At 25.7% G+C, this 12,871-nt stretch carries 13 protein-coding genes, 2 tRNA genes and 1 other RNA gene; 10 read left to right on the top strand and 6 right to left on the bottom strand.

The annotated features are described in order from the left end of the window. The first annotated feature begins 230 nt into the window (after positions 1-230). From rho to H0H53_RS00580, 3 genes are all read left to right on the top strand, one after another. Entirely contained in the window at positions 231-2,192 is a 1,962-nt protein-coding gene (gene rho, locus H0H53_RS00590) for a transcription termination factor Rho (protein ID WP_185870602.1), read from the top strand. Between the two features lie 100 nt (positions 2,193-2,292). Next, a tRNA-Met gene (locus H0H53_RS00585) sits at positions 2,293-2,365 on the top strand. A gap of 162 nt (positions 2,366-2,527) precedes the next feature. Beyond that, the gene (locus H0H53_RS00580; RefSeq protein ID WP_394798644.1) at positions 2,528-3,628 is read left to right on the top strand and encodes a DNA recombination protein RmuC; all 1,101 of its coding nucleotides are present in this window, start codon (positions 2,528-2,530) and stop codon (positions 3,626-3,628) included. 16 nt (positions 3,629-3,644) lie between these two features. Here the strand turns inward: H0H53_RS00580 and H0H53_RS00575 are convergent. The 3 genes from H0H53_RS00575 to H0H53_RS00565 all read right to left on the bottom strand — a co-directional run bounded on the left by H0H53_RS00575 (position 3,645) and on the right by H0H53_RS00565 (position 4,799). Beyond that, positions 3,645-3,730 (bottom strand) — tRNA-Ser (locus tag H0H53_RS00575). A 16-nt stretch (positions 3,731-3,746) separates the two neighbouring features. Further along, positions 3,747-4,057, bottom strand: an RNA gene (gene rnpB / locus H0H53_RS00570) — RNase P RNA component class A. Positions 4,058-4,067: 10 nt separating this feature from the next. Next, on the bottom strand, positions 4,068-4,799 hold the full coding sequence (locus tag H0H53_RS00565; protein WP_185870600.1) for a YebC/PmpR family DNA-binding transcriptional regulator: 732 nt from the start codon (positions 4,797-4,799) through the stop codon (positions 4,068-4,070). 86 nt (positions 4,800-4,885) lie between these two features. Here H0H53_RS00565 and rpmB point away from each other — a divergent pair, with 86 nt between their 5' ends. From rpmB to htpG, 5 genes are all read left to right on the top strand, one after another. Then, positions 4,886-5,143: a 50S ribosomal protein L28 gene (gene rpmB / locus H0H53_RS00560; protein ID WP_185870599.1), complete on the top strand. Its 258-nt coding sequence runs from the start codon at positions 4,886-4,888 to the stop codon at positions 5,141-5,143. After that, the gene (gene rpmG, locus H0H53_RS00555) at positions 5,143-5,325 is read left to right on the top strand and encodes a 50S ribosomal protein L33 (RefSeq protein WP_185870598.1); all 183 of its coding nucleotides are present in this window, start codon (positions 5,143-5,145) and stop codon (positions 5,323-5,325) included. The genes rpmB and rpmG overlap by 1 nt, the downstream gene beginning before the upstream one ends. Positions 5,326-5,343: 18 nt before the next feature. After that, positions 5,344-5,505 (top strand): DUF4295 family protein, encoded by a 162-nt coding sequence (locus tag H0H53_RS00550; protein WP_185870597.1) that lies wholly within the window; start codon positions 5,344-5,346, stop codon positions 5,503-5,505. Between the two features lie 42 nt (positions 5,506-5,547). Beyond that, positions 5,548-6,492 carry a signal recognition particle-docking protein FtsY gene (gene ftsY / locus H0H53_RS00545; RefSeq protein ID WP_185870596.1) on the top strand — a complete coding sequence of 315 codons (945 nt, stop codon included), beginning with the start codon at positions 5,548-5,550 and terminating at the stop codon, positions 6,490-6,492. 91 nt (positions 6,493-6,583) lie between these two features. Continuing rightward, on the top strand, positions 6,584-8,434 hold the full coding sequence (htpG, locus tag H0H53_RS00540) for a molecular chaperone HtpG (RefSeq protein WP_185870595.1): 1,851 nt from the start codon (positions 6,584-6,586) through the stop codon (positions 8,432-8,434). A 3-nt stretch (positions 8,435-8,437) separates the two neighbouring features. Here htpG and H0H53_RS00535 read toward each other — a convergent pair whose 3' ends face one another. Next, entirely contained in the window at positions 8,438-9,214 is a 777-nt protein-coding gene (locus H0H53_RS00535) for a 3'-5' exonuclease (RefSeq protein WP_185870594.1), read from the bottom strand. Positions 9,215-9,518: 304 nt separating this feature from the next. Then, positions 9,519-9,926 (bottom strand): CDP-alcohol phosphatidyltransferase family protein, encoded by a 408-nt coding sequence (locus H0H53_RS03050; RefSeq protein ID WP_238784276.1) that lies wholly within the window; start codon positions 9,924-9,926, stop codon positions 9,519-9,521. On the opposite strand from H0H53_RS03050, the gene ybeY reads away from it, so the two are divergent. Both ybeY and mnmG read left to right on the top strand, forming a co-directional pair. Beyond that, complete coding sequence (gene ybeY, locus H0H53_RS00525; RefSeq protein WP_394798643.1) at positions 9,811-10,437, top strand: rRNA maturation RNase YbeY; 627 nt, start codon at positions 9,811-9,813, stop codon at positions 10,435-10,437. The genes H0H53_RS03050 and ybeY overlap by 116 nt on opposite strands. A gap of 13 nt (positions 10,438-10,450) precedes the next feature. Then, complete coding sequence (mnmG, locus tag H0H53_RS00520; RefSeq protein ID WP_185870593.1) at positions 10,451-12,343, top strand: tRNA uridine-5-carboxymethylaminomethyl(34) synthesis enzyme MnmG; 1,893 nt, start codon at positions 10,451-10,453, stop codon at positions 12,341-12,343. A gap of 240 nt (positions 12,344-12,583) precedes the next feature. Here the strand turns inward: mnmG and H0H53_RS00515 are convergent. After that, positions 12,584-12,871 (bottom strand): FtsB family cell division protein (locus H0H53_RS00515; protein ID WP_238784274.1); only part of this gene is annotated, 288 nt, incomplete at its 5' end.

Below are 12,871 nucleotides of genomic sequence, written 5' to 3'. Positions count from 1 at the left end.
TTTACTTACTGTAATTGTGTCCTAACTATTTTTTTTTTACTATTACTACTATTATTTAAAATAAATACCTCTGTGAGATTTTTTTTTTGTTAATAATAATGTGATGTGTTTTGTAATATGTAATAAAATTAAAAAAAAGAAAAGAAATTAAAAAAAAAGAAAAGAATGGCATAAAATATAATAAAAAAAACCAATATACTTATTATACAATTACTTAACCCAATTACTTTATGTTTGATATTACTGAATTAAAAAGTAAAAAACTTTTTGAATTACAGGAGATTGCTCGTTCTTCAGGATTAAAAAAATGTACTCAATTGCGAAAAAACGAACTCCTAGAAAAAATTATTTCTATTTTTAATAAAAAAAATAAAACAACTTCAGAAGAAAATCCTTTATTTGATAATAATAAAAAAGGATTCAAAGGATTTAAAGGTAGAAAAAATACCACCGAATCCAAGAATTTATTCATAGGAAATGAAAACAGAGGAAATGAAAACAGAGGAAATGAAAACAGAGGAAATGAAAACAGAGGAAATGAAAACAGAGGAAATGAAAACAGAGGAAATGAAAACAGAGGAAATGAAAACAGAGGAAATGAAAACAGAGGAAATGAAAACAGAGGAAACAGAGGGAACATAGGGAACATAGGAAACAGAGGAAACAGAGGGAACATAGGGAACAGAGGAAACAGAGGAAACATAGGAAACAGAGGAAACAGAGGAAACATAGGAAACAGAGGAAATGAAAACAGAGGAAATGAAAACAGAGGAAATGAAAACAGAGGAAATGAAAACAGAGGAAATGAAAACAGAGGAAACAGAGGAAACATAGGAAACAGAGGAAATGAAAACAGAGGAAATGAAAACAGAGGAAATGAAAAAAAAAAATTAACTTCTCAAGAACGTTTGAAAAGTCCTTCCAATTCCAACAATTCCAAAACAAAAACTCAAGAAGAAACTGTCAAATATCAAAAAAAAAATCAAAATTTTACAAAAAATTCTTTTTCTGGAACAGAAAGTAGCAGTACTTTAATACAAAAAAATGTAAATAAATATCGTACTCCTGAATATGAATTTGAAGGAATTATTATTAGTGAAGGGGTTTTAGAAATTATGCCAGAAAATTATGGTTTTTTGAGGTCTTCAGATTTTAATTATTTATCATCTCCTGATGATATATACGTCTCTCAATCTCAAATTAGACTATTTGGAATGAAAACAGGAGATACTCTAAGAGGAGAAGTTCGTCCTCCTAAAAACGGAGAAAAGTATTTTCCTTTAATAAAAATTCTTGAAATTAATGGAAGACCTCCTTCTTTTGTAAGAGAAAGAGATTCTTTTGAACATTTAACTCCCCTTTTTCCTAATGAAAAATTTAAATTAGCTGAAAAAAACGCTACTCTTTCCACAAGGATAGTGGATCTTTTCACTCCTATAGGAAAGGGACAAAGAGGAATGATTGTTGCTCCTCCAAAAACAGGAAAAACTACTTTATTGAAAGAAATAGCTAACGCTATTGCTGCTAATCATCCAGAAGTATATTTGATTATATTACTTATTGATGAACGTCCAGAAGAAGTAACGGATATGCAAAGAAATGTTAAAGGGGAAGTCATCGCTTCCACTTTTGATGAACCAGCAGATAGACATGTAAAAGTCGCTAATATTGTATTGCAAAAAGCTAAAAGAATGGTAGAATGTTCTCACGATGTTGTTATATTATTAGATTCCATAACTCGTTTAGCAAGAGCATATAATACCGTATCACCTGCATCTGGAAAAGTATTATCAGGAGGTGTAGATGCAAATGCTTTACACAGACCCAAAAGATTTTTTGGAGCAGCTAGAAATATAGAAAATGGAGGATCTTTGTCTATCATTGCTACAGCAATGATAGATACGGGATCAAAAATGGATGAAGTTATTTTTGAAGAATTTAAAGGAACAGGAAATAAAGAACTTCAATTAGATAGAAAAATCGCTAATAAACGAATTTATCCAGCTATTGATCTTGTTTCTTCCAGTACGAGAAAAGATGATTTATTATTAGATCATAATACGTTACAAAGAATGTGGATTTTAAGAAAACATCTTTCCGATATGAATCCAGTAGAAGCTATGGAATTTCTAAGATCACGGATATCTAGAACTCAAAATAATGAAGAATTCTTCATTTCCATGAATGGATGAAGGATGATGAATAAATTTATTTATTTATTATTCATTAAAATGAATTATTCTTTCTATGAATATTTGATTTTGTAAATGAAAAATATTATATTATTATTGACGCGGGATGGAGCAGTTGGTAGCTCGTCGGGCTCATAACCCGAAGGTCATAGGTTCGAGTCCTATTCCCGCTATTTTCTTTCTTCTTTTTATTATCTTCATGAGTTTCTAGTTTCTATCCTTTTTTATTGATTTTATTGAGAAGAGAATCGAATCTAAAAAAACAGAAACAGATGTATTATATTTTGGTTTTTTTTTTATGTTCTATTTCTATATTTTTTTATTTTTTTAAAAAATTGGAATTTTTTTTAAGAGAGGAATTAAGAAATCAGAGAAATGAAACCCAAAAAGCATATCAATGTGATAGAAAAGAACTTATCGATTCTTTAAAAGAAGTCAAATATGGTCTCATACAATCTATAAGAGATTTTCAAGATTTTATAGAAAAAAAAATATCAATATATATTGAGAATCAATCAAACAAATTGAATCTTTTTCATAAAGAACAAGAAAAACTTGTTGAAATAATAGAAAAAAAATTAGAAGAAATAAGAGATATTGTAAATGAAAAATTACAAAGGTCTTTGAATTTTCATTTAGGAAAATCATTTGAAATTATTGGGAACCAATTCCTTTCTTTGCAAAAAGGACTTGGGGAAATGAAGCATTTAGTACAAGATGTTAGTTCCCTAAAAAAAACTTTAAATCACGTAAAAATATGTGGTAGTTTTAGTGAAATGCAACTTTCAATGCTTTTGCAACAAATTCTTTCACCAGATCAATATGCATGTAATGTCATTACTAAATCTAATACAAATTATGTAGTGGAATTTGCAATTAAACTTCCAGGACTTGGAGATGGAAATATTGTATGGTTACCAATTGACGTTAAATTTCCAAAAGAAACTTATGAAAAAATGCAAGAAGCTTATAATCAAGGAGAAAAAAAAAATCTAGAAATAGCTAAAAAAAATATGGAATCCGTTATAAAAAAAATGTCTAAAGAAATTAAAGATAAATATATAGATCCTCCACATACTACTGATTTCGCTATACTTTTTTTACCTTTTGAAGGAATATATGCAGAAATTGTAAAAAATTCAAATTTATTGGAAGAATTACAAAGAAAATATAAAATAGTAATTACAGGACCATCTACATTAGCAGCTATGTTAAATAGTTTGCAGATAGGATTTCGTACTTTAGCTATTCAAAAAAGAACTTCAGAAGTATGGAAAGTTTTAGAAACTGTAAAAAAAGAATTTACAAAATTTGGATTATTACTTTATCAGGCCCAAGATAAATTGCAAGCAGCATCTAAGGATATAGATAGAGCGATTGGAGTAAGAAAAAATTTAATAGAAAAAAAATTAAGAGATATAGAAAACTATTCGTGATAGTATATAGATTTTGCGGAGAGAAAGGGATTCGAACCCTTGACACTTTTTTTGTGAACACGCTTTCCAAGCGTGCGCCTTAAGCCTCTCGGCCATCTCTCCCCCCAAAAACCAAAAAAGCAAAAGCAAGACTATAAGCCGGATTCTGTTTTTATACCTATCATTTATCTAGAATATAGGTTACCCACAATCTCTATCTGCCTACCCCCCGGTAATCAACCGAGCCAGTTTTCCGGTATATATGGCATTTCACCGTACAGAGTTTACATGATTTCACTACAGCAATTAACACCTAACCTGTACTTTCTTTCTGTTGCACTATTCCTCACCTTTCGGTGGATGGGCGTTACCCATTGTACTGCTCTATGGTGTCCGGACTTTCCTCATTTTTTTTTGATAGAAAAAAAATGCGATAGGACGTCTTACTCTTACTTTTATTTTATTTTTTTTGATATGATAAATTAGAGTAAATATTTTTTACATATTCATTCTTTTCAAGTTCTTCAATTAAATTTAACATTTTTTTTTCATTTTCTTTTGAAATAGTTTTTGTATGTGTAGGAATACGTTTAATTTGATACCTGTGTAATATTTTCAATTTTTCTAAATTATTTTTCATAGAACCAAAATATTCAAAATCTGTGTATATGTATACCATATTTTCCTTTTTAACAATATCTTTAGCTCCGAGATCTATTAACATAAGTTCAAAATTTTCCAGAGAAAAATTGATAATATCATTTTTTTTTATAGAAAAAATTCCTATTCTATTAAATAAATGAATGAGCTCTCCATTATGACATAATCTTCCTCCTTTTTTATTAAGAAAAGTTCTTATACTAGAAATTGTTCTAATACTGTTATCTGTTATGCATTCTATAATCAAACTGATTCCGTGAATTTGTCCTTCTAAATTTAGATTTTTAAAATTATTGTTTTGAACAATAATTTGTGAAGCTTTTTGTATTGCTCTTTCTATAGTATGTTTAGGAATATTAACCGATTTTGCATTAAGTATTGCATTTTTTAAACGAAAAGAAGTTTTATTTTTTCCTGTTTCTTTAACTGCAATAGAAATCTCTTTAATAATTTTAGAAAATTTTTTAGATTTTCTAAAATCCTGATTAGATTTTCTATGCTGTATATTTGACCATTTGCTATGTCCTGACATTTTATTATAAAAAAAATAACTGTTTGATAGATTTTCTCTATCTTAGATCAGAGAGAAAATTAGCAATTTATAAAAAAAAAATAATTATGTCAAAAGTTTGTGAATTGACGGGGAAAAGAGCTATGGTAGGAAATAAAGTTTCTCATGCAAACAACAAAAAAAAACGTCGTTTCCATATCAATTTATGGAAAAAACGTTTTTTTTTAATAAAAGAAAATAAATGGATTACCTTAAAAATTTGTACTTCAGCTATTAAACTGATTAATAAAATTGGAATTGAAAACGCATTAAAACGTTTCAAGTATAAAAAAAAAAAGAATAATCAAAAAAAAATTAAAACATAATGGGAAAAAAAGGGAATAGAATTCAAGTGATATTGGAATGTACTGAACAAAAAAAAAGTGGTATTCCTGGTTGTTCCAGGTATATAACTACAAAAAACAAAAAAAATACACCCGATAGAATCGAATTAAAAAAATATAATCCCATTTTAAGAAGATATACGATTCATAAAGAAATAAAATAAAATGAAAGATATTATAATATGTCTACTCCTAAAATTAAAAAGATTGTTAAAAAAACAATATCAAAAAAAATGACTTTAGCTATTAAAGTAATTAAATCTAAAAAATCTGGATTTTATATGTTTGAGAATAAAATGTTAACGGATAGTGAAGTCAAAGATTTTTTCAAAAAAAATTCCTAATAAATTAGTCATTTTTTTGTTTGTTAAGTCATTAATTAAATAATGTTTTTAAAAAAAGAAAAAGAAACAAAAAAAACATTTTATCGTGAATTAGATAAAACGAGAGAATCTTTTTTTTCTAAAATAAAAAATATTTTTTTTAGAAAATCTAAATTAGATATCAATTTTATTGATCATATAGAAGATATATTATTGTCTTCAGATATCGGGACAAAAACAACTATAAAAATTATCAATAATCTTGAAAAAAGAGTTAAAAAAGAAAACTACAGGGAAATTACAGATATATATAAATTTCTTAAAAAGGAAATTGAAGTTCTTTTTATTGATATTGAAAATGAACGTTTAGAAAAAAAAATAGAATCTGAAAAAAAACCATATGTAATTATGATGGTTGGAGTCAACGGTGTAGGAAAAACAACGACAATTGGAAAATTAGCATTTCTTTTTAAAAAAAAAGGATTAAATGTGATGATAGGAGCTGCGGATACATTTCGCGCCGCTGCTATCAAACAACTTGAAATATGGGCAAATAGAGCTAATGTTTCATTCATTAAACAACATATGCATGCAGATCCAGCATCAGTTGCATATGATACTTTGAAATCTGCAAAATCGAAAAACATAGATGTTGTGTTAATTGATACAGCTGGAAGATTACAAAATCGCATTAATCTTATGGAAGAACTTTCTAAGATCAGCAGAGTAATGAAAAAAATTATCCCTAAATCCCCTCATGAGATTATGCTTATTTTAGATAGTTCTACGGGGCAAAATGCTTTTGAACAAGTTAAAAAATTCACTTCTTTTGTCAAAGTATCTTCTCTAATTTTAACAAAATTAGAAGGAACAGCTAAAGGAGGAGTGGTTATAGGAATAATGGATCAATTTAAAATACCAATAAAATATATTGGAATAGGAGAAAAAATACAAGATTTAAAAGAATTTGATGGAAAAATATTTATAGATTCTTTTTTTTCTATCTAAAATAAAATTATTATAAACTGACATTATGTCTGATATATTGAGAATGGTATAATATTTGTCTTTTTTTTTATCAACTAATAAATAGTATGATATGAAAAATGATAAAATTAGTGTTACTTCAGATAATATTTTTCCTATCATTAAAAGATTTCTTTATTCTGATCAAGAAGTTTTTTTACGAGAACTTGTTTCCAATGCTACTGATGCTATTTTAAAATTAAAAACTATAGCAAAATTAAAGGAGGAAATAGATGAGAATTTAGATGATCTTAAAATAAAGATCTTTCTAGATAAAGAAAAGAAAACTATTCGTATTCTTGATAATGGAATAGGAATGACAAAAAAAGAAGTAGAAAAATATATTAATCAAATTGCTTTTTCTGGTGCTGAAGAATTTATTCAAAAATACAAAGATAAAAAAAATCTATATTCTTCTTCTATTATTGGTCATTTTGGATTAGGCTTTTATTCTTCTTTTATGGTATCAGACAAAGTGATGATATTTACTCAATCTTATAAAAAAGATTCATCTTCCGTATTTTGGGTTTGCGAAGGATCTCCAAAATTTTCTTTGGAAGAAACAGAAAAAAGAGATAGAGGAACAGAAATTATTTTATTTCTTAACGAAGAAAACAAAGAATTTTTAGAACACGATCGTATTTTAGAATTACTACATAAATATTGCAAATTTATGCCTGTAATAATTTCTTTATCCTCAGAAAAAGAAAAAGAAATTATTATCAACAATCCTGATCCTGCTTGGAAAAAAAATCCTTTTCATTTAAAAGAGAAAGATTATTTAAATTTTTATCATGAATTATATCCAAAACAGATGGAAGATCCTTTATTTTGGATTCATTTAAATATAGATCATCCATTTCGTTTGAAAGGAATTTTGTATTTTCCAAAAATAGATAATAAAATTGATTTTCAAAGGGATAAAATTCATTTGTATCAAAATCAAGTTTATATTACAGATAATTTAGAAAGAATTGTTCCAGATTTTTTAAGTTTATTGAGAGGAGTCATAGATTCTCCAGACATTCCTCTTAATGTATCACGTTCTCATTTACAATCAGATACATCTGTAAAAAATATATCAAAATATATCACCAGAAAAGTATCTGATAAACTTGATTCTATGTTTAAGACAAATAGAGAAAATTTCCAAAAAAAATGGAAATACATAAAAATTTTTGTAGAATATGGAATGATTAGTACAGAAAATTTTTTTGAAAGAGCCAATAAATTTTTTCTCTATTCGACTATAAAAAATGTTTATTTTACCTTTGATGAATTGAAAGAAAAAATTAAAAATTCTCAAAAAAATAAAGAAGGAAAAATCATTTTTCTTTATACTTCTGATAAAGAAAAACAATATAGTTACATTCAAAATGCAGAAAATAGATCTTATGAAGTTTTAATTTTAGATAGTCCTCTCACAGTTCATTTGATTCAAAAACTAGAATTTTTTCATAAAAATATTTCTTTTGTTCGTGTAGATTCAGATCATATCAATAAATTAATTCCTCCTATTATTATTGAGGAATCTTTTTCAGAACTTTCTGAAAAAGAAAAAGAAAATTTGAAAAATTTTATAAATATTCACTATACAAGTGAATATAAATTTTCTATACAATTAGAAAATTTATCTAAGAAAGATTCTCCTTTTTTAATTATCATCCCGGAATTTTTACGTAGAATGAAAGAAATAAATTCTTTTGGAAAAGAAATCAAAAATGATAAAGAACAATTTTACCAATTGATTGTCAATACAAATCATACTTTAATAAAAAAAATATTAAATACTCCATTTGAAGAAAAAAGAAAAAACCTCATTCAAGAAGCTTTAAATTTAACTCTTTTATCAAAAAACTTATTAAAGGGAAAAAATCTTACTCTTTTTATAGAAAAAAAATTTAAAGATCTTATTAAAGAGTAAAAATTATTTTTTATTATTATGAAATTTTCTTAATTTAACATTTATTAATATTTTTTTAGTGTATAAAGGAAAATCTGAATTTTGTATCCATCCATAATAATTAGGATCTTTATCGAAAATTTCGCAAACTTTTTCTCCTTTATATTTTCCGAAATTGAATATTTCATTTCCTTTTTCATCTATTTTTATAAAACCAGCAAGATCTGCTATATTTTTTTGATGAGAAAATTGATTTAAACTTTTAACGTCTTTTTTCAAATCTTCATATTTATCTAATTGTGCTAGCAAAATTTCATATGTAGCAAATGTATCTGCTTTAGAACTATGAGCTTTCATTAAATTTTTTCTACAATAATATTGATAAGCAGCAGAAAGAGTTCTAGGCTCCATTTTATGAAAGATGACTTGAACATCTATTGTTTTGTGTTTTTTTATATCGAAAGATATTCCTGCACGAAGCATTTCTTCCGCTAAAATTGGGATATCAAATCTGTTCGAATTATATCCTGCTAAATCAGAATTTTCAATCATATTAAAAATATGCATAGCTACATCTTTGAATGGTAATTTTCCTGCTACATCTTCATCTTTAATTCCATGAATAGCTGTTGATTGCGGAGGAATAGGAATTCCAGGAAATATCATCCAAGTTTTATCTTCTTTATCTCCATTTGGAAATATTTTTAATATAGATATTTCTATAATTCTATCTTTTCCAATATTTATTCCTGTAGCTTCTATATCAAAAAAACAAATAGGTCGATGAAGTTGGAGTTTCATGTGTTAATGTGAATTTTTTCTATTCAACTTATTATGATGATAAATTGAAGTTATAATGTAAAAAATGATAATGCATGGTAAAGAAAACATGTGTAAAGTTAATAAAAGAAATATACTAATCAACAAAAATAAATAACGTATTTTATTTTTTTTCCAAGAAAATCCATAAAAATGGAAAGAAAACATAGTAATTTTGGATATTAAAAAATAGCAAGATAGAAAAACCATGATGAGTATTATAATAGGGGATAATACAATGTGATACTTAGTCAGAATAATAGATAAAGAAGAGAAAAATAAAGTGTTAATTGGAGTGGTTAATCCATAATAATTTCTTTTTTTTTTTCTTCTTCTTGGAAGAAGAAGTTAGATTGAATTGAGCTAAACGCCATGCAGAAAATATGGAAATTAAAAAGGAAAACCATTCAATAAATGGTATTTTTTTATTTTTTAGTAGAAAAAAAACAATCATAGATGGAACGATTCCAAAAGAAACCATATCCGCTAAAGAATCTAATTCCTTTCCAAATTCATTTTCTAGATTTAGAAATCTAGATAAAAATCCATCTAATAAATCAAAAATTAATGAAAACATAGTGAAAAAAGCAGAACATTCAAAATGTTTTGATTGTAAAAAAGTTAAAGAAATACATCCAAAAAATAAATTGAACAAAGTCAAAACGTTTGGAATTGTTTTTATTATTTTTTTCATTGAAAATCAATATTTGAATCATTATTTTATCATTATAATCAATTTAATTATGATAAACTTTTTTTATGAAATTTCTAATTTTTCTATTCAAAATGAATCTTTTTTTAGTAAAAAAATCTGTATGATATTAAAAAACGAAGGGAGATATGCCGGAAATATCAATTATGTTTTTTGTGATGATCATTTTATTTTAAATATGAACAAAAAATATCTTAATAAAAATTATTATACGGATGTCATTGCTTTTAATAATTCTAATACTAGAATGCATGATAATATAAAAAAAAATATGACAAAAACTTCTCCTACTGAGATATCAGGAGATATATTTATAAGCATAGACAGAATTTTATCGAATTCTAAACAATGGAATCAGTTTTTTCAAGTTGAATTAAAAAGAGTGATGATCCATGCTATATTACACTTTTTAGGATATGATGATCAAGATAAAATAAAAAAAAAATTAATGAAAAAAAAAGAGGAGTTTTATTTAAATTTATTTCAATTTTGATTTGAAAAAAGTCATGTTTTTAAATACATATGATATTATTGTTGTTGGAGGAGGACATGCTGGAGCAGAAGCTGCTTCTGCAGCGTCTAACATGGGATCAAAAACTTTATTGATCACAACAAATTTACAAACAATAGGTCAAATGTCATGTAATCCATCTATAGGAGGAATAGCTAAAGGACAAATAATAAGAGAAATAGATGCTTTAGGTGGGTATTCAGGAATAATTGCGGATTATAGCATGATACAGTTTAGAATGTTAAATAAATCTAAAGGACCTGCTATGTGGAGTCCTAGAGCACAATGTGATAGAAAATTATTTTCTGATAATTGGAGATTCTTTTTAGAAAAAAAGACAAAATTAGATCTATATCAAGAAACAGTCACTTCTTTGATTATAAAAGAAAATAAAATTAAAGGAGTAATTACTTCTTTAGGGACAAAAATTAAAGGAAAATCAGTGATTTTAACAAATGGGACATTTTTAAATGGTAAAATTTTTATTGGGAAAAAAAAAATAAATGGAGGAAGAATATCAGAACAAAAAGTGAGAGGAATTACGGAACAATTAACTAAAAATTTTGGATTAAAATCTGGAAGAATGAAAACAGGAACTTCTCCAAGAGTAGATGGACGTTCTTTAAACTATAAAAAAATGGAATCTCAGAAGGGAGATAAAAATCCCAAAAAATTCTCTTTTTATTATAAAACTAAAAAATTGAAAATACAACGTGAATGTCATATTACTTATACAAATCAAGAAATACACAATTTTATTCGTAGTAATTTCAATGATTCTCCAATTTTTACAGGAAATATTCAAGGTGCAAGTCCTAGATATTGTCCTTCTATTGAAGAAAAAATTTACAGATTTTCTGATAAAAAAGAGCATCAAATTTTTGTTGAACCAGAAGGATGGAAAACTATAGAAGTCTATATCAATGGTTTTTCTACTTCTTTACCAGAAAAAAGACAATATCAAGCTATAAAAAAAATTCCTGGATTTGAAAAAGTAAAAATGTTAAGACCTGGATATGCTATTGAATATGATTATTTTCCTCCTATACAATTAAAACTTACTTTAGAAAGTAAGTTAATTCAAAATTTATTTTTTGCTGGACAAATTAATGGGACTACAGGATATGAAGAAGCGGCAGCCCAAGGATTAATTGCAGGAATTAATGCTCATTTAAAAATAAATCAAAAAAATCCTTTTATTCTTAAAAGAAATGAAGCTTATATAGGTGTTTTAATAGATGATTTAATTATAAAAGGAACAGAAGAACCCTATAGAATGTTCACTTCAAGAGCTGAATATAGAATGTTATTACGTCAAGATAATGCAGATGAAAGATTAACACATTTGGGATATAAAATTGGATTAATTTCAGAAAAAAACATGAAAAAAATAGAGATAAAAAAATCCAAGATAGAAAAATGTATTTCTATGTTTCAAAAAAATAATTTTAACCCAGATATTATTAATCCTATTTTAAGTTATAAAAAATCTCCAATTATTCATCATGAAAAAAAAATAGATACGATTTTATCTCGTACTGAAATAAACATGAAAGATATTACATCTATCCCTTTTTTAAAAAAAGAGATAGAAAAAAATGATTTTGATCAAGAAATCTTAGAACAAGTTTCTATTCGTATTAAATATAGAGGATATATTGAAAGAGAAAAAGAAAATGCAAAAAAATTATTAAAACTTGAAAAAATTCGCATTCCAAATAATTTTGATTACGAAAAGATAAAATCTATATCTACAGAATCTAGAGAAAAACTCAATTACTATAGACCAGAATCATTATCTCAAGCATCTAGAATTAGTGGAGTTACACCTTCTGATTTAAGTATATTGTTGATTTATATGATGGGCCATCGGGAACATAAAACATAGAAATATATTATTATTCTTCTATTACTATTTATTAGTAGAGAATAGTAAGTAGAATAAATAATAAATAAGTGTGAGTAGTCGTGAAGTGAAGTGAGTAGGATTCTTCTTCTATTTTCTATTCTTTCTTCTATAAGAAATAGAAATGAAAAATAGCTAATAGTAGAAGAAGCAGCTACTATTAATAAAAAGTAAGGAGTAATATAAAATTATTATATATTGAATATATTCCTTTCTCTTATTCTACTCTTTTTTAGATGATGATATAATCATAAATAAATCTTCATCATCTTTTTTCATGTAAAATTTTTCCCTAGCTAATTTTTCTAAATATTTGATATCTGTATTTAATTTTTTCAAAAAATTTTCTTCTAAGGAAATTTTATTTTTTAATAGATCTCTCTCTATTATCATTTTGTTGATACTTTTTCTTAATTTCCAATGTAATACTAAAGAATTTGTATCGAAAAAAGATATCCATATAAAAAAAAATAAACTAATCCAAAAATATTTGTTTTTTAGTATTTTATT

This window comes from Blattabacterium cuenoti (genome assembly GCF_014251955.1).
Taxonomy (GTDB): Bacteria; Bacteroidota; Bacteroidia; order Flavobacteriales; family Blattabacteriaceae; genus Blattabacterium; species Blattabacterium cuenoti_L.
Note: the sequence above shows the minus strand (reverse complement) of the source record. Positions and strands in the feature narration are given on the sequence as shown.

Excerpts from the sequence above, each read along its gene's own strand:
- rho (WP_185870602.1), top strand. The coding sequence starts at position 231 with ATGTTTGATATTACTGAATTAAAAAGTAAAAAACTTTTTGAATTACAG.
- H0H53_RS00565 (WP_185870600.1), bottom strand. The coding sequence starts at position 4,799 with ATGTCAGGACATAGCAAATGGTCAAATATACAGCATAGAAAATCTAAT.
- rpmB (WP_185870599.1), top strand. The coding sequence starts at position 4,886 with ATGTCAAAAGTTTGTGAATTGACGGGGAAAAGAGCTATGGTAGGAAAT.
- rpmG (WP_185870598.1), top strand. The coding sequence starts at position 5,143 with ATGGGAAAAAAAGGGAATAGAATTCAAGTGATATTGGAATGTACTGAA.
- H0H53_RS00550 (WP_185870597.1), top strand. The coding sequence starts at position 5,344 with ATGTCTACTCCTAAAATTAAAAAGATTGTTAAAAAAACAATATCAAAA.
- ftsY (WP_185870596.1), top strand. The coding sequence starts at position 5,548 with ATGTTTTTAAAAAAAGAAAAAGAAACAAAAAAAACATTTTATCGTGAA.
- htpG (WP_185870595.1), top strand. The coding sequence starts at position 6,584 with ATGAAAAATGATAAAATTAGTGTTACTTCAGATAATATTTTTCCTATC.
- H0H53_RS00535 (WP_185870594.1), bottom strand. The coding sequence starts at position 9,214 with ATGAAACTCCAACTTCATCGACCTATTTGTTTTTTTGATATAGAAGCT.
- H0H53_RS03050 (WP_238784276.1), bottom strand. The coding sequence starts at position 9,926 with ATGAAAAAAATAATAAAAACAATTCCAAACGTTTTGACTTTGTTCAAT.
- mnmG (WP_185870593.1), top strand. The coding sequence starts at position 10,451 with ATGTTTTTAAATACATATGATATTATTGTTGTTGGAGGAGGACATGCT.